The organism is Legionella jordanis (genome assembly GCF_900637635.1).
Taxonomy (GTDB): domain Bacteria; phylum Pseudomonadota; class Gammaproteobacteria; order Legionellales; family Legionellaceae; genus Tatlockia; species Tatlockia jordanis.
In genome coordinates this window covers 564,948-581,831 of the sequence record NZ_LR134383.1, presented here as the reverse complement: position 1 = coordinate 581,831, position 16,884 = coordinate 564,948, and the positions used below count along the sequence as shown (strand labels likewise).

The following is a 16,884-nucleotide window of genomic DNA, read 5'->3' as shown; positions in this document are numbered from 1 at the left end:
AATAGATTAACAAAAATTTCTTAAGGCTAGATTAAATTGTTTGATAATATTTGTTGCGATAATGAAAAATTGCGCCATTGTGGATAATTTGTGCGCTTGCAACGTTCAAATAGAATTCTTTTTAAATCAGTTTGCCAATATTACTATCATGATGTATATTGTGCGCTCACTTGGTGACCCACGATTGGTAAGCCACGACCAAATAAATAATTTGACAAGCTTTTTAAAATCCAGGGTTGTTTCTCTAAGCGGTCTTGTTGAAGGAGATAAGCCATGAAATTTTTTTTTCGTCCCATAAATACCTCTCCCTCACAACCTTTAATCACTACCTTTAAAGAATTTAGTTTATTAAATCAGAAAAGAGCAAAATTGCTAAAAATTCAGTATGGCGGGAGAGAAGAGTTAATCCCCCATTCTATAGAATCATTGATTAGGAGGATTATTTTCCCTCATAGCAATTGCTTATTCATCGGCACAACCCCAACAACGCAGTCGCGCAGCCGCAATTTCCTTCAACCACTTTACCCAGGGCATAACTTTTCTTTTATCACCGATGCCACAGGTAAGATAACCTCCTCCATCAGTAAGCGCCCAGATAGGACAAAGCCTATTGCGCAACGAGCAAGAATTGGAGATTCGCGCCTGACAAATATGCCATCAAGTATTCAACTCTATGCCCCCCGATACACCACAGTGCAAGAAGACTTGCAGACCTGGTTGCAAAGAGCCGCTTGCGTGGAAAACTATCACCTATTTTTTCACATTTTTCCCTTATCATCTGAACTTGGGCTTGATCCCGTACTTTACAAGAAAAATGTGGATCAACTCGTCAATGATCAAAGACCATATAGTCTTTGCAGCTGGATTCATCCAGATAATACCCACCGTATCATTCGTGCCAGCAATTGCAACAGCGACTTGCAAAAAGCGGTTCTTGGCCTGGAGAAATATGAAGTTCAGGACATGTACTGTCAGGAAGCTGCAATAACAATCGCCTCTGAATTTGCTGTACGCGATGAATATTTTCAGGCTGTAAAGGAATTGGCATTTGACGAAGGGATTGAAAAATCGGAGTTGAGCAGCGAGAGTTATTTACCCATTTTTGTGGGTTAATCTCGCTTTATTTCAAATTTTTTCCAACACCTCTTGCAGATGCTTAACGGGGTGAATTTCCATATCCATCCTTTGCTTGGGTGCATTGGCTAAAGGAACAATTGCTCGTTTAAAACCGTGCTTGGCGGCCTCTCTTAAGCGTTCTTGTCCACTTTGCACTGGCCTGATTTCTCCAGCTAAGCCGACTTCGCCAAAAATGATGGTTTCCCGGTCAAACACGCGATTGCGAAGGCTGGACACCACCGCTGCCAGCAAAGCCAAGTCACTCCCTGTTTCGGTGACTTTTACACCGCCCACCACGTTGATGAAAACATCTTGATCAAACGTTGCGACGCCGCCATGACGATGCAAAACAGCCAAGAGAATGGCCAAACGATTGTGTTCAAGACCGGCTGTAATTCGTTTAGCTTGCTGGCCATGAGCTTCATCAACCAATGCCTGAACTTCGACCAGCATTGGCCGAGTTCCTTCCCAGGTCACCATGACCACACTGCCAGGAGTAGGTTCCGGCTGGCGCGATAAAAAAATAGCAGAAGGATTGGCAACTTCTTTTAAACCCTTATCAGTCATAGCAAACACCGCAAGCTCGTTTGCGGCGCCGAAACGGTTTTTTATCGCCCTGATTAGGCGAAAACGCGAGTCACTTTGACCCTCGAAGTACAATACGCTATCCACCATATGCTCAAGGACACGCGGACCTGCCAAAGCCCCGTCTTTAGTCACATGACCTACAATAAACACTGCGGTATTGCTCATCTTTGCAAAGCGGACTAACTGAGCTGCTGCCTCGCGTACTTGCCCTACCCCTCCGGGAGCTGAACTGAGTGTCTCGCTAAAAATGGTTTGCACCGAATCAACAACCATAATTCGAGGCTTCTCTTTTTGCGCATGGGCAATGATTGTTTCAACCTGTGTTTCAGCCAGCAGCCGCAAACCCGCCAGCGGTAATTGCAAGCGTTTTGCCCGCATGGCAACCTGTTGCAGAGATTCTTCGCCAGTAACATACAATACTTTCTCTTTCTGTGACATGAAAGCGAGCGTTTGCAGGAGCAAGGTAGATTTCCCGATGCCTGGATCCCCTCCCAACAAAATCACCGAGCCCTCGACTAGCCCGCCCCCTAAAACTCGATTTAATTCAGATAAGCCACAGTCACTCCTTGCTTCGTTTTCCAAAACAATGTCTTCAACAGAAGTAACTCCGGATTTTTGGCTGGCATAGTGAGCCACACGCGCATGTCGTTGGCTTAAAGTAAGCAATTCTTCTGCTATGGAATTCCAGGAGCCGCATTGGGTGCATTGCCCGGACCATTGGGAAAAAACAGCAGCGCACTGATTGCAGGCGTATTGGCTTTTGGCTCGCATTAAAAAAAAGAGAAAGGATTAAATTAATCGAGATCCTGCATGAATCCTTTGCAGCACGCAAGTCTATTTCGTCATGGATGGGGCTTAAGCGATAGGAAAACCCAAGTTGAATTTTATAGAGCGCAACTCCCGCTGGTGTTCAGCTGTTTTGTGCCAATTTCAATTCAACTTAACCATAACCTAAGCTGATCCGGCTAGGCCTGTTTAAAAAATAGCGGTCTCGGAGTATACTAGAACGATTTGTCTATCTAGCCTAAGTTTACGTTATGACGAAACCGATTCATTTTGAAAAATCGATGGCGGAGCTTGAAGAGATTGTTATGCAACTTGAAAAAGGCGAGCTCAGCCTTGAAGCTTCTTTGAAACAATTCGAAAAAGGAATCCTCCTTGCCCGAAAATGCCAAGAGGTTTTAAGTCAGGCAGAGCAAAAAATTGAATTGCTCGCCAACTCCGATGTTCAAAGTGAACTCTACAATGATCAATGAAAAAATAACCCGTTACGTCGCACAGCATGAGCAGGTTCTCCACGATTTAGTTTCTAAATCCAACATTCCTGCAAACCGAATTAAAGAAGCCATCCTCTATTCCCTTTTCCCAGGCGGCAAACGTTTAAGACCTGTATTGGTTTATTTATGTGGGGAAATCGTTGGAGTGGAGTTGGGCAGTCTGGACATCATGGCCGCAGCCATTGAAATAATTCATTGCTATTCCTTAGTACATGACGACTTACCTGCGATGGACAATGACGATTTTCGTCGAGGAAAGCCCAGCTGTCATCGAGCATTTGATGAAGCCACCGCCATTTTGGTGGGCGATGGCATGCAGGCCTTAGCCATTGACGTACTACTAAGCGGATTAACCCGCTTCAATTCTGCGGCACAAGTTATTCAAATTACCCATGAGTTGGTCAAAGCCAGTGGCCCCTCCGGCATGGTCAGTGGGCAAAGTCTCGATTTATCCGAGTTGAGTAATTCAACCATCCAAGAATCTGAGCTGGATTGTATTCATCGTTTAAAAACAGGAAAACTGATTTCCGCTTGTTTTACTATGGTATTGGCCGCCAGCTCCTGTTCTGCCTCGACAGCCCATGCTTTAAAACAATTTGCTGATTATTTGGGATTGGCTTTTCAGATGCAAGACGACTATTTGGACCTTTACGCTGAACAAGCTGTTCTTGGGAAAGGGCGGGCATCGGACATGGCCAACCACAAAATGACTTATGCGAGTCTCTACAATCAACATGATTTGTATCAGCTGATTGCTGAACATTTCAAGCGGGCTCGAGATTGCCTTACTCCTCTTGGTGAGCAGGCAAATGATTTATTAGTGCTGTGCAATTATCTTCAGCAACGTAGTCATAATAACGTTTAGAGATGGGCTATAAGTTCAATTTCCTTTACTTCTTTGTCCGAAAGTTTAAAGCTGAGATTAAGATCATCCTGCATATGCTGTTGACTGGTTGTTCCCGTTAAGGGAAGAATGCCTATTTGCAAAGCAAAACAAAAAATTAATTGCGCTTTGCTTTTCCCATATTTTTCTTGCATCTCAGCCAGGCAGGGATGGTTAAAATAAAAGGAATTGGCGGTCAACAAGGAAAAACCCTGATAAATTATTCCCTTTTGCTGACAAAAACTCCGCATGTCTTTGTCCCATTGGTTCACCGCAAAGCAACGGTTTTGTATGAAATGAGGCTTAACATTTGCCCGTTGATGTAATTCGCGCAATTGCTCTATGTTGATGTTGGAAGCACCCAGGAAATGAACGCTCCCTTTTTCTTGCAGCTGCTCCATTGCCCGCCACACTTCCCAATCGGCTGCTGTTAAACCCTCTGTATAATAGGGTCCATGGAGAACATAAGAATCCAGATAATGAGTCCGCAAGTGCTTTAGTGAACTTTCGAAAGATTGCAAAACTTGAATACTGAAGGGTTCACGTTCATTGTAAGGTTTCCGCTCATCCTGCCCATGCGCATAAGTGAACTTGCTTTGTAAAAAAATGTCTGACCGGGATTTGGAGTTTTGGTTGAGGAATTGTTCAATAGCCCGCCCCACCCCTTCTTCAAAATAATGTTTCCGTTGATTGGCCGTATCAATCCCTAGAAAACCCGCATTTAGAGCTTGCAAAGTTAATGGTTCCGTCTGTTCACCCTTCCAGGCCGTCCCATAGAAAATGGGCGGAATAAGCCATTCCCCTATTGTTTTTTTAAATTCCTCAAGCATGTTTCAGTCCCTTAATTTAAGTTAAATGAGTAGATGTTTTTTCCTACATTCCCTCACTACCCAGGCTACATTATCCATGAGCTTAGACTGCTTTAAAATAGAATCCACATCAGTAAACTGTTTTACCTCACCCTCATAGCATGCTTTTATGCTGCCACGGCTATCGTGCCAAAAATAACAATAAATTAAAGTGCTGTGTTGAGTAATGTCTTCAGTTAGAGCGGAAATGAAAATGAGCTCCTCTTGCAAGGGCTCAGCCCCAAGTTCCTCGTGTAATTCACGCATTAAGGCTTGATGAGGCGTTTCATCAGGTTCAATGGCACCGCCAAAAGCCGATAAAAAACCCGGGAAATTGTGCCAATTTTCACCGCGTTGCTGCAAAAGGATTTTGTTATCATGATTCAAAATAATGCAATCGACATAGCAACTGCGGTAATCTTTGATTCTAAGTTCGCTTAAACTCACCGGCTTAATGAGAGGCATCGATTCACCAATAATAAAAAGCGGGAGGAATCCCGCTTCCTTATTCAATTAATGCTTGTAAGCAGGATTGTCGGTTTTGAGGAAAATTTGGGTGAAATAAATCTTTCCTTTGCTGTCACGAGCCAAACCGATTCCTGTTAAATTATAATGCCCTAGAATGTTACGGCGGTGACCTCGACTAGTCATCCAATTTTTTACAACATCTTGAGCTCCTTTATAATTATAAGCCACGTTCTCAGCGCCACCGCGACAATCTTTGATTTCAGCAAATAAACGCTTTATCCGTTTATTAAAATCTTTATGACCAAATGAAATTTTATGGGCGGCCATTTCTCGACTATGTATTTCTGCTTCTCGAGACATTTGCTTATTCATTTTAAGCGCGGGCAAGCCCTTCTGTGCTCGATATTGATTAACATAATAGAGAATCGCTTTTTCCATTGAGGAACCAGTTTCTACATTTTCTTGTGTGCTCTTTGCAGCTGCCTCACTGTGAAACAAACTCAAAAATGATAAAACTATTAATGCATTTGCTACAGATAAAATCTTTTTCATTTTTAACCTTTTGTTAATTTCAATGCAAAATTTACCTGCGTATTTTGCAAAAATTTTTAACATTATCCAACTAAATTTACGTTTTATAATCAGGAAAATTTAAGAATTAATAGCATCAGTACCGGTGATAATTGGCTGAAAATTGGCTGCTGGCTAAAACATGATATTGAATGGCATTGATTACATCATCCCGTGTTGCTGGGTAATCTAATGATAGGACTGTATCCAGAGCAAAGAGTTTAAACACATAGCGGTGCACATCATCTCCAGAGGGTGGGCATGGGCCTCGATAACCGATTGTGCCCCAACTGTTTTTGCCATTAATGGCGCCTGGAGGAAGCTCCCCTTCGGTTAAGTTTCGAACTCCAGGTGGGATATTAAATACAATCCAGTGAACCCAGTTGCCATTTGGGGCATCTGGATCTTCAATGATTAGCACATAAGATTTAACATTTTGTGGTGGATTTTCCCAAAATAACGCAGGTGAAATGTCAGCACCTTCGCAACTGTATTTCTGAGGAATAAAACTTTGAGGTTCAAAGACAGGACTTCCAACTTTAAACGTTTTATCTCCCTCAGCAAAAATTAAACTGCTAAAGAGGAGAAAGGGTAGCAATAAAGACCTTTTTTTCATCCGAATTACCTCCACAAATCCCTAAAGAGCCACCGCTTGAACATCAATTTCTCTATAAAGTTTAGTCATAACCACCATTTTCTGCTTTACAAAAATTAAGCGAATAAATCCTATACTTAATTGCAGAAAGGAAAATAATTCATTGAAGGAGTTAATGGATGGCTGTAAAGGGATTTCATATCGGCACATCGGGATGGAGTTATAAAGGGTGGATTGGCGATTTTTACCCTGAAAATCTCAGTACTACAAAGATGTTGTCTCAGTATGCAAAATGCTTTGGCAGCGTGGAAGTAAATACCAGCTTTTACGGCACACCCAAGAAAAAAACCATTACAACCTGGTGCGCCGATACGCCTCAAGAATTCATTTTTTCCTGTAAAGCTAGCCGCTATATAACTCATCTTAAACGACTCCATGATGCAAAAGATGCATTAGCCTATTTATACAATGCATTTGAACCGTTTGCTGAAAAACTTGGACCTATTTTGTTTCAATTACCACCACGCTTTCATGTGGATGTAAAACGCTTGCTTGAATTCTTGAACTTACTGAGTAAAGATTACGACTATACCTTTGAATTTAGAGACCGAAGTTGGCTATGCGATGAGATTTATGACATTTTGCAAACTCATGAAATCTCACTCTGTTTTTACGATTTTCGGGGGTACCGCTCACCTGAAATCGTCACCGGAAATTTTATTTATCTCCGCTTGCATGGCCCTGAACCTCAACCCTATCAAGGACATTACAGTCAGCAGGTGTTGGCTGAATATGCCGATAAGTTCATTCATTGGCAAGAAGAGGGCAAACCCGTCTATTGTTATTTTGATAACGATCAAAAAGTATGTGCCCCTCACGATGCCATGCAATTAATCCAGGAATTAAGCACGCGTCTTTAGTGATTAAAACTTGTTAAATGCTTTGCCCCTTCCTGCAGCCACTGTTGAAACAATTTTGCAGTTGCGGATTGCCGTTGAAAAAGATGATCAAAAAAGAATGTTTTTCGAAGCTTACCAATTTCTTTTTGATGTTCATTTTTCCATTGCTGAAGTGATGTCAGAAATTGATCTATGGATTCCGAGTTATCGGAAATATGTTGATTATAGAGAGTTTTTAAGAGTTCAAATTTTTCCTGAGTCTCTTTAGAATTGGGAGCAATGCTTAGCATTCGCTCCATGCGTGAATATAAATCAGTTAACACTTTTCGTTTAAACCCATCAAGCTCTTTAAACGCAGTAGGAGGTTTAGGCAAAATGTAAAAATATTTATTTGGATCAGGCCTTAAGGAGCGGTAGGCTTCTCCTTTAAACATGAATTCTTCCCCTTGATCGGCAACCAAACTGGTTTTAAGAGGCAAATCCCTAAAGAACTGAGAAGAAAGATTTTGCGTACTTTCCTTTACTCCGGTGACGTAATGAATTAAATCAATGGCTGTGTGCCGACAGGTATTTGAGGCAGCCAGCACATGAGTTCTGTGGAGCGTCTGTTGCACGACAGGTCTTTCTCCGACCACTTCCGTCTCATTTTTTTCCTGATTACTTATGGGGAGTCCCAGGTTAGGAATCAACTTCCAATCAAACGTGTACTCCAGAACCACATTTTCATCTGTTGCAGAAATGGGTTTATAACAATCAAAAGTACATCGAAATTCCTGTTGCGCTTTCTCCAGCAAAAATACTAGATCCAAATATTGTTCATAAGTGATGGAATAGGACGTATAGGAAATGGGTATATTTGAACCGCTTCGTCTGTGAACGCCCTCATCCCAAAGTAAAGCCGACGCCCGATATAGTCCTGCTTTCAATAGCCCGAAACAGTTATCTTCATGAAAATTCAGTCTCTTTCCTACTTTGGTTAAACTATGAATTTGGCCATTACGCTTGCGTACTCCGGCAAGGATAAAGCTATGGTATTCATGTTTGGCAATGGTGATGAAAAATTCATCAGATTTAGAAACGACCAGGCGCATTTTGTAAATACATCTACTTCAAATGACATTATTCTACCATTGTTTTACATCCTTTCATGAAAAAACCTGTTGGTTTTTGAAAATAATTCGATAAGTTTGTTGATGAACTAGTCAAAAGCATTAGAATGGAAATTGAAAAAATTTACGGTAAGGATGCCATTCATGCCGAGCTATAAAGGGAAAGAGCTAACAAAATACAAAGAAAAAACTGGCGGTAAAAACCGCAATGCAGTCGATGGCTTTTATAACACAAGCGATGGCGAAGAATTCTTTATAAAAAAACCCGATGATCTTCGTGAACTCTTTGCCGAATTATTTGCAGGGCAGTTATTGGAAGAATTCAAAAGCCGCGGCCTTATACCCCAAATATATCAACAATCCTTCATTTGCACCGATTTTATACAATTTGAAGATGGCAGTTACGGCTTAATCCAACCTAAAGTGTTGTTCACTGAACTTCATAAAATAATTGGTACCAGCCGATACGATGCATCCGATCGCAGCCCATTGTGGGAAATGATTTTAGGACCTAATTATTACTTATTGCTGACCAACCTAGAGCATTATTTCGGCCTCTCAATGGTATTGATGTTTTCCCTATTAATTGCTGATTACAGCGTGCACAGCGGCAATGTCATTTGTCTGGAATTAAAAAACCATCTCATTCAATTTGGCCGGATTGATTTTGGGGCGGCCTTTCGCAACTTCGGCTATCAAAAAAATAATGAAAATGTTCTCTATCCTCTCGAATATCAGGGGCTATTTAATTTTACTGCTTACACCAAGGGCTATCTTGGTAATTATAAAAAAATTACAGGCCTATTTTCAGCCATTGCGGGGAAAGCACAAATGCTAGCCGCTGAAATTGATGAACCTTTATTATGTGAGATGGTGACAGCGGTGTTAAGCAGAATGCCTGGCGATTTGATAGATGAAATAACAAAAAAAAGCCTGACCTCTTATTTGGGAATTCCTTCATTTATGGACTTGTCTCTGGGAAATGTCACACAAAAAGAACCTTTCTGTCATGATTTTGCAAAAATACTCACTCTAAGATTGAAGAAAATTATTGAGTTAAAAAACTTAGGCCATGAAAAAAATAAACCAAGTCTTTACCGTTCAGTGAGCTTGGAAAATCTAGGCAAGCGTCGCTCACCCCTTAAAGTTCAATTCGATTTATCTTTTCCAGATCAACTCGAATTTTGGCAAGAAATTTTAACAAAGCAGAATGCTAATCTCTTCAGAGAAATTGAGATGGAAGAATTAGTAGCTCAGTTTCATTCTTTTCGGGATGAGCTCATCAGCCAAGCTGAATCCATCCATTCATTGAAACCGAGTGGAACAAGCTCAATTCCTGCCTCTGAAGAGGGCAAATTTTTACAGCAAGCATTTAATTTATACCCCGATGGCAGCCCCGTTTCCCAAGACAGCACGCTCATGACCGAGCATAAAAAACCACACAGTCTTGTCTGGCAAGAAGCGGAGCATACTTTATCCGCAGCATTTAACCTGTTGGTGATCATCAGAGTATCAAAAGAAACATTAGCCAAGCAAATCCTTGAGGAGGCACAGCAAGAGGCAGTGAATTATCTTCTTAAAACTGTAATTGACCAAATTATTGATTTTAAGGAATGTTATCAACGATTGCTTAATCAATTCGAAGCTGCTGTGGTTGATTCAAGCTGCAACAATGTTAAAGGCAAGAGAGAAAGTGCAGACCTCAGTCACCTGGATGATAAAAAAAATCTGACTGATGAAAAAAATGAACAGCCTGAAGAATTCAATGAGGACTTCAATGGCCTTGAGGAGCTAAATCTTCTAATGCAGGAGAAAATGGCTCAAGATGTAATTTTTCGTCAAATTCTTAGCTCTGGTGAAAAAGAATGTTTCTCTCCCATCCTTATCCGTGACTTATTGGCCATTAAAAAGTTTTACGATTTGAAAATTGCTTTTCTTGCAGCTTACGATGTAGATGATGGCACTCAACTGGCTTTAAATGCATTTTATGAAGAAGCGCTCATTATCCGCCTCTCCAAAATGCCTTGGAAAAAACAAGCCTATCTTATTATCAAAATAGCTTATAAGGAGTTTGGGCAAGTACAGCCTGATCCTTTATTGCTGGTTGAAGCCTTAAATATGATTTCCGGCTTATTTGGAGGGTTTACTCTGCCAGCTTTAGGACAAACAGCCACTCATAGCCATTTGTTCTTCGAACAAAACTTGAGTAAGCGAAAGAAAATGGAATCCGGTCAACTGTTAACCAAAGAATGTTTACTAGAAGGGCAACCAACAGAAAGGATTTTAACCGGACAAGCCTCATCCGTTAAATATTAAACTGAATGGGCTATCGCAACATAAATCCGTCTCGCTATAATTGATTCTCGAATGTTAATATCCACAGCACACCACCCATTAGGAGACAAGCCAATGCATCTCTTTGAACCGGAAAAATTGCTTAATTTGGTTTATGCAATCAGTTTATTCTTTATTGGTTATTTCGTTGCTAAACAAATCAGTTTCCTGGTTGCCCGTGGTCTTGGCAAGCACTTCTCCGCTCATCACAGTATGCTGGTCAAAAGAATCCTTTTTTATTTGATATTCACTATCTTCGCTGTTAGTAGTCTTCAGAATTTGGGGGTTAAGCTTTCGGTATTGCTGGGAGCTGCCGGAGTCTTTACCGTAGCCATCAGCTTTGCATCCCAAACAGCAGCTTCCAACTTAATTAGTGGTATTTTTCTGCTCTTTGAGCAACCTTTTAAGGTCGGAGACAGTGTTGAAATCAAGGGCATTAGTGGCACCGTAGATTCCATTGATTTGCTCTCCACCAAGCTTAAGACTCCCGACAATAAATTAGTGCGTATTCCAAATGAGGTCATGATCAAAACTGAAATAACGAATTTGAGTTATTTTTCCACCCGAAGAATTGATCTTATTGTTTCCGTGGCTTATGACTGCGACATTAACCGCGTGAAATCGATGTTAATGAATATTGCAGGAGATTGCGACCAAATTCTTAAAGAACCTGCTCCATACGCCAGTATCGACAATTTTGCCAACTCCGCCATGGAAATTAAATTTATGGTTTGGGTAAATACTGCTGATTTGACCGCCGCACGTAATTTGCTTCAGGAAAGAATCAAACAACAATTTGACCAAGAAGGCATTGAAGCACCCCCCCCACAAATTACGGTTCATAGGGTCTAGGATGGATCCAATCACTCATGGAGCTCTAGGCGCTGCTTGCGCCCGCGGCGTTTTGGCCAAGGGAAACACCGGCATTGTTCTTATTGCTGGGGCCTTGGCAGGAATGGCAGCGGACCTGGATGTCTTTATCCGCTCAGCCGGGCATCCTTTATTATTTTTTCTTTACCATCGACATTTCACACATTCTTTGATGTTTATCCCTGTCGGTGCCTTTCTTATTGGTCTTTGCTTATTGCTATTGCTGGGCCGCCGGGAACCCTGGAAACTTGTTTTCGCAGCTTGCCTAATTGGCTATTCCACTCATGGGTTATTGGATGCATGCACAAGTTATGGCACGCTATTATATTGGCCATTTTCCTACACCCGCATTAGTTGGGATTTAATTTCCATCATCGATCCCTTCTTCACTTTTCCTTTAATTCTTGGTGTGGTGTGGACCATTGTTCATGGAAAGCGAATTGGGGTTTTTGTTGGCCTATCCATAGCTATGACCTTCCTGTTATTCAACAGCCTTCAACATCTTCGCAGTTTACGGGCGGCAGAACTGTTCGTGCAGCAAAACCACTTGGGATTGCACCACCTAAGAGTCATGCCGAAATTGATGAGTTCCCTAAACTGGAGAGGCATTGGACGGTCAGAGAGGGACTTTTTTGCTATGGATGTGTCCACGCCTTTATTGAAACGCACTACAATTCAACTTAAGACCCATTATCCCTTGATGCAGGCGCAATATATTCCTGATTACTTAAGACGTTCACCAACTCTTATGGAGGATCTGGGAATTTTTAGCTGGTTTTCTGATTACTATTCCATTCTAGTGAATAAACAACCCTTAGTACTCGCCGATGGACGTTTTTTAATGGATGATAGGGTCAACCAGGCACTATGGTCTTTTGCATTTTTACCGAATAAGACCTATGCCGAAGAAATTAGATTCTTAAGAATTGGACGTGAACAATGACTATAGCCCTTCTTGCCACTGGAGATGAAATTATTCATGGTGATACTTTGAACAGCAACAGCCATGAGATTGCCCATGCTTTAAACTCAGAAGGACTTCCTTTGGGCCTACAGCTCGCTTGCGGTGATAATGAGCAGACCATATGTGATTGCCTTGATTATCTTGCCAGAGCCCATGATTGCATCATTGTTATTGGCGGATTGGGACCCACTTCGGATGATAAAACCCGCTTTGCCTTGCAACGCTTCCTTAAAATTGAATTGCTTGAGTTTCCAGAAGCCTTAAATCATATAGCTGCTCGTTTGCAACATTATAATCGTGAACTAAACCAAGGGAATCGCCAACAAGCGCTGTTCCCCAAAGGTGCCACGCTGTTGCCAAATCCCCATGGCACGGCAATGGGATGTTATTATAAGTCCGGTAAGAAGCGCTTTTTTTTATTGCCAGGCCCCCCCAGAGAATGCCTGCCAATGCTCAATCGCTTTGTGCTGCCACTGTTACAAGACATACAACATAATGATAAATCCACATACAAATGGCGCTTGTTCGGTGTTGCCGAAGGTCAAATTGCTGAGGCACTGGATGCGGCTTTGGCACATCTAGATTGCGAAACGGGTTATCGCCTCGAAACACCCTATGTTGAATTCAAAGTGCGTTGCCGCGAAGAAGTGGTTCCTGAGGTGAAGCAAGTTATTGAGCCGCTCATAAAGCCGCATATCATTACGGGTACTGATAAAAAAGCCTCCCAGCTTTTGCAAGACACTATCCGGCAATTGCAAACCCCGATTACTATTGTTGATGAAGCAACGGGCGGGCTTTTACAAACGTTAATTCAAACTCCAGAAACGGCTGAATGGCTATTTTTTAACAATTGTAACAAAACGGCCAGTCTTCATTTTCACCTGCAAGGTCTTAAAGAATACTGGCAGCAGGAACAGCCAAAAGGTAAAACAGAATTAAGCATTCAGTACCGTCAAAAAGAGACGCAAGGGACAGAACATCATTTCATAGCACATCGAAGTCCTCTGGTTATTCACCTTGCTGCAGAGTGGCTAAGCTTCCGCCTCTTTCATCTCATCAATCAACTGCATCAGTGAATAGCAAAGTTGCTGGGTACCTTCACCGGTAATGGCAGAAACTTGAAACACCTTTCCGTGCCAGTCTAAGCCATCAACAATGGCTTTTACGGCTTGAGGCCTTTCTTTCTCTTCAACTAAGTCAAGCTTATTTAAAACAAGCCAGCGTGGTTTTGTTAATAGCTCTGGATCATACTCTTCCAGTTCTTTAAGAATGACTTTTGCAGATTCCACCGGATCACTGCCGTCAATCGGTGAAACGTCTATGACATGCAATAAAACACAGGTGCGAGCTAAATGCTTCAAAAAGCGATGCCCCAATCCTGCGCCCTCAGCAGCCCCTTCAATCAAACCGGGAATATCCGCCATGACAAAGCTTTTATGCGTTGAAATTCTCACCACTCCCAAAGCGGGATGCAGTGTGGTGAATGGGTAGTCTGCCACTTTGGGCTTGGCACTGGACACTGCACGGATCAAAGTGGATTTACCAGCGTTGGGCAAACCCAGCAGTCCCACATCAGCTAAAACTCTTAATTCCAGGCGCAAATGACGTGCTTCTCCAGCACTTCCCGGAGTCGTTTGTCTTGGAGCACGATTGGTACTGCTCTTATAACGCGCATTTCCCAAACCATGGAAACCACCCTGAGCAATCAGCAATCGTTCCCCTGCCTTACGAATGTCACCTAATAACTCACCACTGTCGATGTCGTACACCAAGGTGCCCACGGGTACTGGAATGATTAAATCCTCACCCTTTTTCCCTGTACAATTCCCGCCCATGCCATGCTGGCCATTCTCGGCCTTAAAATGGCGCTGATAACGAAAATCAATCAAGGTATTTAGATCAGGAGCACCCTCTAAAAAAACACTCCCCCCGTCTCCTCCATCTCCGCCATCAGGGCCGCCTCGCGGCACAAATTTTTCACGGCGAAAACTTAGGCAGCCCGGTCCGCCGTTACCCGCCTCCACTTTAATGATCGCTTCATCGACGAATTTCATTGGTTCACCACCTAAAAAAAAGCCCCGAGAACGGGGCTATTGTGTTCGTTTCTTCTACTCTGCTTATTCTTCAACGGCCTGAATCATGACGTACTTACGATTATTTTTGCCTTTCACGCTGAAGTGAACAATACCTGCAACCATTGCGTATAAAGTGTGATCGCGACCGCAACCAACGCCTTGACCCGCATGGAAACGAGTGCCACGTTGACGAACAATAATTTCACCAGCATTAACCAATTGACCACCGTAACGCTTCACACCAAGATACTTAGGATTCGAGTCGCGGCCATTACGAGTACTACCACCTGCTTTCTTATGAGCCATTTCTTTCCCCTCTTACTTGCTTATCGCAGTAATTTTTACTTGCGTATAATATTGTCGATGGCCCATTTGTTTCATATGGTGCTTACGACGACGAAATTTAATAATTTTAACTTTTCTGTGACGACCATGATCGAGCACTTCCGCTTTGACTGTGGCATTTTTTACCAACGGCGAACCACAGGTAAAATCATCACCATCAGCAATCATCAAGACTTCAGAGAAACTGACTTCGTGACCAACGTCAGCGGGCAGCATTTCTAATTTGAGGATGTCGCCTTCTTTTACGCGGTATTGCTTACCGCCCGTCTTAATTACAGCATACATAGCTAGTCTCCAACGCGCCAAAACGGCTTTCACAAATTCAATAAAGTGGCATATTCTATGAAATTACCGCAGCAACTTCAAGTTGAATTTAAATTATACTTAGCGAAATTAATGAATCAAAAAAAATAAGTAAGAAAATCCCAGAAAAATGCCATTTGTTAGTCAGCAAAGTATATTATATACTATGTCGCCTTTTATTGCTTTCCAAGTAGAAAAGGTATGTGGAATAGAGTTTCGGTTTTCGCCCTTTCTTGCGAGTCAAATCATCTATTGCCTTATGAAGTTTAGCCTGGTCGCGGGCTGAGCTAGGTTTTATTTATCCGGAGACTAGTAATGTCAACAATCGTTTTAGAAGCTGAATCAAGAAAAGACATAGGGAAAGGTGCGAGCCGCCGCCTTCGTCGTCTTGAGAACAAAGTACCAGCAGTTATCTATGGTGGCGAAAAGGCCCCTAAAGCCATTCACCTGCTCCACAATAAAGTGGTTAAAGCCTTAGAAAATGAGAGCATTTATTCATCAGTGTTTGATCTGAATGTCGATGGCAAAGTTGAACACGTAATCCTTAAGGATTTGCAGCGCCATCCTTACAAGCCTGTGATCCTTCATATGGATTTACAGCGTGTGTCAGCCAAAGACATCCTGGTAAAACATGTTCCACTGCATTTTACCAACGAACAGAACGCTAAGGGCGTAAGAGCCGGCGGTATCATCACTCACACCATGACCCAAGTCGAAGTAAAATGTCAGGTTAAGAATTTGCCTGAATTCATTGAAGTGGATATGACTGATGTTGCTTTGGATGATGTAGTTCATTTATCCGACCTAAAGCTCCCTAAAGGGGTTCAACTCACTGTTGATGCAAAAGATGGTAGCCATAACTTACCCGTGGTGAGCATCCATGCACCTCGGACTGGCGCTGCTGAAGAAGAGTCAGCTAAAACTGCTGCTCCTTCTGCAGAAGAAGCCCCTGAACAAGAATAATTTTTAGGCGGGGTTCTCCCCGCCTATTAATCTGCTCTGTTAAATTTCGGCATTTGCAAACCTCATGACGATTAAACTCATTATTGGCTTACGCAACCCTGGCTCTGCTTATGAGCACACGAGACATAACGCAGGCGGCTGGTTCGCTACCGCACTCTGCCACCGTTATGAGGGGGCGCTTAAGGTGGAAAAAAAATTACATGCAGAATTGGCAAACTTAGAAATTAAAGGCCATGCATGCAAGGTTTTGTTTCCTCTTACCTTTATGAACCACAGCGGCTTGCCTGCCCGTGAAGTGAGTCAATTTTACCGCATAGAGGCCAATGAAATTTTAGTCGTACACGATGAGCTGGATTTGCCTGCAGGCCGCATTAAACTAAAAACAGGTGGAGGCCACGGCGGGCATAATGGTTTGCGTGATTTAATTGCTCAATTGGGCAGTTCAAATTTCCATCGGTTAAGGATTGGAATCGGCCATCCAGGACACAAAGATTTGGTATTAAATTATGTATTGGGCAAGCCTTCGCCTCAGGATAGACAATTAATTATTGATGCCATTGATAGAGGAATTGCAGTGATGCCCACTTTGCTAGCCGGTAATATGGCAGCAGCAATGAATGCATTGCACAGCTGATATTCAGCATAAGCTTTATTAAATTATTTGATTTCAATTAGAG

At 42.3% G+C, this 16,884-nt stretch carries 19 protein-coding genes; 10 read left to right on the top strand and 9 right to left on the bottom strand.

Features of this window, described 5'->3' with window-relative positions; all coding sequences use genetic code 11:
* Window positions 1–273 precede the first annotated feature (273 nt).
* Window positions 274–1,113, top strand: coding sequence for a hypothetical protein (locus EL203_RS02800; protein WP_058470623.1), 840 nt, complete (start codon window positions 274–276; stop codon window positions 1,111–1,113).
* Between the two features lie 12 nt (window positions 1,114–1,125).
* On the opposite strand, the gene radA is transcribed toward EL203_RS02800, so the two are convergent.
* Window positions 1,126–2,475 carry a DNA repair protein RadA gene (radA, locus tag EL203_RS02795; protein ID WP_058470624.1) on the bottom strand — a complete coding sequence of 450 codons (1,350 nt, stop codon included), beginning with the start codon at window positions 2,473–2,475 and terminating at the stop codon, window positions 1,126–1,128.
* Window positions 2,476–2,741: 266 nt separating this feature from the next.
* Here radA and EL203_RS02790 point away from each other — a divergent pair, with 266 nt between their 5' ends.
* Both EL203_RS02790 and EL203_RS02785 read left to right on the top strand, forming a co-directional pair.
* Window positions 2,742–2,960 (top strand): exodeoxyribonuclease VII small subunit, encoded by a 219-nt coding sequence (locus tag EL203_RS02790; RefSeq protein ID WP_058470625.1) that lies wholly within the window; start codon window positions 2,742–2,744, stop codon window positions 2,958–2,960.
* Window positions 2,950–3,846 (top strand): polyprenyl synthetase family protein, encoded by an 897-nt coding sequence (locus EL203_RS02785; protein ID WP_058470626.1) that lies wholly within the window; start codon window positions 2,950–2,952, stop codon window positions 3,844–3,846. Before EL203_RS02790 ends, EL203_RS02785 begins: the two co-directional genes overlap by 11 nt.
* Here the strand turns inward: EL203_RS02785 and EL203_RS02780 are convergent.
* From EL203_RS02780 to EL203_RS02765, 4 genes are read right to left on the bottom strand one after another with little or no spacing between them, the layout of a single operon-like run.
* Window positions 3,843–4,694, bottom strand: a complete 852-nt coding sequence (locus tag EL203_RS02780; protein WP_058470627.1) for an aldo/keto reductase family protein — start codon at window positions 4,692–4,694, stop codon at window positions 3,843–3,845. The two genes, EL203_RS02785 and EL203_RS02780, sit on opposite strands and share 4 nt — an antisense overlap.
* A gap of 21 nt (window positions 4,695–4,715) precedes the next feature.
* On the bottom strand, window positions 4,716–5,177 hold the full coding sequence (locus tag EL203_RS02775; protein WP_058470628.1) for an NUDIX domain-containing protein: 462 nt from the start codon (window positions 5,175–5,177) through the stop codon (window positions 4,716–4,718).
* A 48-nt stretch (window positions 5,178–5,225) separates the two neighbouring features.
* Window positions 5,226–5,795, bottom strand: coding sequence for a CAP domain-containing protein (locus EL203_RS02770; RefSeq protein WP_232004003.1), 570 nt, complete (start codon window positions 5,793–5,795; stop codon window positions 5,226–5,228).
* Between the two features lie 52 nt (window positions 5,796–5,847).
* On the bottom strand, window positions 5,848–6,366 hold the full coding sequence (locus EL203_RS02765; RefSeq protein WP_082647143.1) for a YbhB/YbcL family Raf kinase inhibitor-like protein: 519 nt from the start codon (window positions 6,364–6,366) through the stop codon (window positions 5,848–5,850).
* A gap of 158 nt (window positions 6,367–6,524) precedes the next feature.
* Here EL203_RS02765 and EL203_RS02760 point away from each other — a divergent pair, with 158 nt between their 5' ends.
* Window positions 6,525–7,265 (top strand): DUF72 domain-containing protein, encoded by a 741-nt coding sequence (locus tag EL203_RS02760; RefSeq protein ID WP_058470629.1) that lies wholly within the window; start codon window positions 6,525–6,527, stop codon window positions 7,263–7,265.
* On the opposite strand, the gene EL203_RS02755 is transcribed toward EL203_RS02760, so the two are convergent.
* Window positions 7,262–8,335: a hypothetical protein gene (locus tag EL203_RS02755; RefSeq protein WP_058470630.1), complete on the bottom strand. Its 1,074-nt coding sequence runs from the start codon at window positions 8,333–8,335 to the stop codon at window positions 7,262–7,264. The genes EL203_RS02760 and EL203_RS02755 overlap by 4 nt on opposite strands.
* Before the next feature lie 162 nt (window positions 8,336–8,497).
* Here EL203_RS02755 and EL203_RS02750 point away from each other — a divergent pair, with 162 nt between their 5' ends.
* The 4 genes from EL203_RS02750 (at window position 8,498) to EL203_RS02735 (ending at window position 13,597) form a co-directional block, all read left to right on the top strand.
* The gene (locus tag EL203_RS02750; RefSeq protein WP_058470631.1) at window positions 8,498–10,669 is read left to right on the top strand and encodes a hypothetical protein; all 2,172 of its coding nucleotides are present in this window, start codon (window positions 8,498–8,500) and stop codon (window positions 10,667–10,669) included.
* A gap of 93 nt (window positions 10,670–10,762) precedes the next feature.
* Window positions 10,763–11,539 (top strand): mechanosensitive ion channel family protein, encoded by a 777-nt coding sequence (locus tag EL203_RS02745; RefSeq protein ID WP_058470632.1) that lies wholly within the window; start codon window positions 10,763–10,765, stop codon window positions 11,537–11,539.
* Window position 11,540: 1 nt separating this feature from the next.
* A complete protein-coding gene (locus EL203_RS02740; RefSeq protein WP_058470633.1) occupies window positions 11,541–12,500 on the top strand; it encodes a metal-dependent hydrolase in 960 nt (319 codons plus the stop codon).
* A complete protein-coding gene (locus EL203_RS02735) occupies window positions 12,497–13,597 on the top strand; it encodes a competence/damage-inducible protein A (RefSeq protein ID WP_058470634.1) in 1,101 nt (366 codons plus the stop codon). The genes EL203_RS02740 and EL203_RS02735 overlap by 4 nt, the downstream gene beginning before the upstream one ends.
* On the opposite strand, the gene cgtA is transcribed toward EL203_RS02735, so the two are convergent.
* The 3 genes from cgtA to rplU all read right to left on the bottom strand — a co-directional run bounded on the left by cgtA (window position 13,553) and on the right by rplU (window position 15,226).
* Window positions 13,553–14,575: an Obg family GTPase CgtA gene (gene cgtA, locus EL203_RS02730; RefSeq protein ID WP_058470635.1), complete on the bottom strand. Its 1,023-nt coding sequence runs from the start codon at window positions 14,573–14,575 to the stop codon at window positions 13,553–13,555. The two genes, EL203_RS02735 and cgtA, sit on opposite strands and share 45 nt — an antisense overlap.
* Before the next feature lie 63 nt (window positions 14,576–14,638).
* On the bottom strand, window positions 14,639–14,902 hold the full coding sequence (gene rpmA / locus EL203_RS02725) for a 50S ribosomal protein L27 (RefSeq protein ID WP_058470636.1): 264 nt from the start codon (window positions 14,900–14,902) through the stop codon (window positions 14,639–14,641).
* A gap of 12 nt (window positions 14,903–14,914) precedes the next feature.
* Window positions 14,915–15,226 (bottom strand): 50S ribosomal protein L21, encoded by a 312-nt coding sequence (rplU, locus tag EL203_RS02720; RefSeq protein ID WP_058470637.1) that lies wholly within the window; start codon window positions 15,224–15,226, stop codon window positions 14,915–14,917.
* Window positions 15,227–15,559: 333 nt separating this feature from the next.
* On the opposite strand from rplU, the gene EL203_RS02715 reads away from it, so the two are divergent.
* Complete coding sequence (locus EL203_RS02715) at window positions 15,560–16,207, top strand: 50S ribosomal protein L25/general stress protein Ctc (RefSeq protein WP_058470638.1); 648 nt, start codon at window positions 15,560–15,562, stop codon at window positions 16,205–16,207.
* 64 nt (window positions 16,208–16,271) lie between these two features.
* Window positions 16,272–16,841, top strand: a complete 570-nt coding sequence (gene pth, locus EL203_RS02710) for an aminoacyl-tRNA hydrolase (RefSeq protein ID WP_058470639.1) — start codon at window positions 16,272–16,274, stop codon at window positions 16,839–16,841.
* Window positions 16,842–16,884 lie beyond the last annotated feature (43 nt).

Bases quoted from the DNA above. Each gene is read 5' to 3' on its own strand.
- EL203_RS02800 (WP_058470623.1), top strand. From the start codon at position 274: ATGAAATTTTTTTTTCGTCCCATAAATACCTCTCCCTCACAACCTTTA.
- radA (WP_058470624.1), bottom strand. From the start codon at position 2,475: ATGCGAGCCAAAAGCCAATACGCCTGCAATCAGTGCGCTGCTGTTTTT.
- EL203_RS02790 (WP_058470625.1), top strand. From the start codon at position 2,742: ATGACGAAACCGATTCATTTTGAAAAATCGATGGCGGAGCTTGAAGAG.
- EL203_RS02785 (WP_058470626.1), top strand. From the start codon at position 2,950: ATGATCAATGAAAAAATAACCCGTTACGTCGCACAGCATGAGCAGGTT.
- EL203_RS02780 (WP_058470627.1), bottom strand. From the start codon at position 4,694: ATGCTTGAGGAATTTAAAAAAACAATAGGGGAATGGCTTATTCCGCCC.
- EL203_RS02775 (WP_058470628.1), bottom strand. From the start codon at position 5,177: ATGCCTCTCATTAAGCCGGTGAGTTTAAGCGAACTTAGAATCAAAGAT.
- EL203_RS02770 (WP_232004003.1), bottom strand. From the start codon at position 5,795: ATGTTAAAAATTTTTGCAAAATACGCAGGTAAATTTTGCATTGAAATT.
- EL203_RS02765 (WP_082647143.1), bottom strand. From the start codon at position 6,366: ATGAAAAAAAGGTCTTTATTGCTACCCTTTCTCCTCTTTAGCAGTTTA.
- EL203_RS02760 (WP_058470629.1), top strand. From the start codon at position 6,525: ATGGCTGTAAAGGGATTTCATATCGGCACATCGGGATGGAGTTATAAA.
- EL203_RS02755 (WP_058470630.1), bottom strand. From the start codon at position 8,335: ATGCGCCTGGTCGTTTCTAAATCTGATGAATTTTTCATCACCATTGCC.
- EL203_RS02750 (WP_058470631.1), top strand. From the start codon at position 8,498: ATGCCGAGCTATAAAGGGAAAGAGCTAACAAAATACAAAGAAAAAACT.
- EL203_RS02745 (WP_058470632.1), top strand. From the start codon at position 10,763: ATGCATCTCTTTGAACCGGAAAAATTGCTTAATTTGGTTTATGCAATC.
- EL203_RS02740 (WP_058470633.1), top strand. From the start codon at position 11,541: ATGGATCCAATCACTCATGGAGCTCTAGGCGCTGCTTGCGCCCGCGGC.
- EL203_RS02735 (WP_058470634.1), top strand. From the start codon at position 12,497: ATGACTATAGCCCTTCTTGCCACTGGAGATGAAATTATTCATGGTGAT.
- cgtA (WP_058470635.1), bottom strand. From the start codon at position 14,575: ATGAAATTCGTCGATGAAGCGATCATTAAAGTGGAGGCGGGTAACGGC.
- rpmA (WP_058470636.1), bottom strand. From the start codon at position 14,902: ATGGCTCATAAGAAAGCAGGTGGTAGTACTCGTAATGGCCGCGACTCG.
- rplU (WP_058470637.1), bottom strand. From the start codon at position 15,226: ATGTATGCTGTAATTAAGACGGGCGGTAAGCAATACCGCGTAAAAGAA.
- EL203_RS02715 (WP_058470638.1), top strand. From the start codon at position 15,560: ATGTCAACAATCGTTTTAGAAGCTGAATCAAGAAAAGACATAGGGAAA.
- pth (WP_058470639.1), top strand. From the start codon at position 16,272: ATGACGATTAAACTCATTATTGGCTTACGCAACCCTGGCTCTGCTTAT.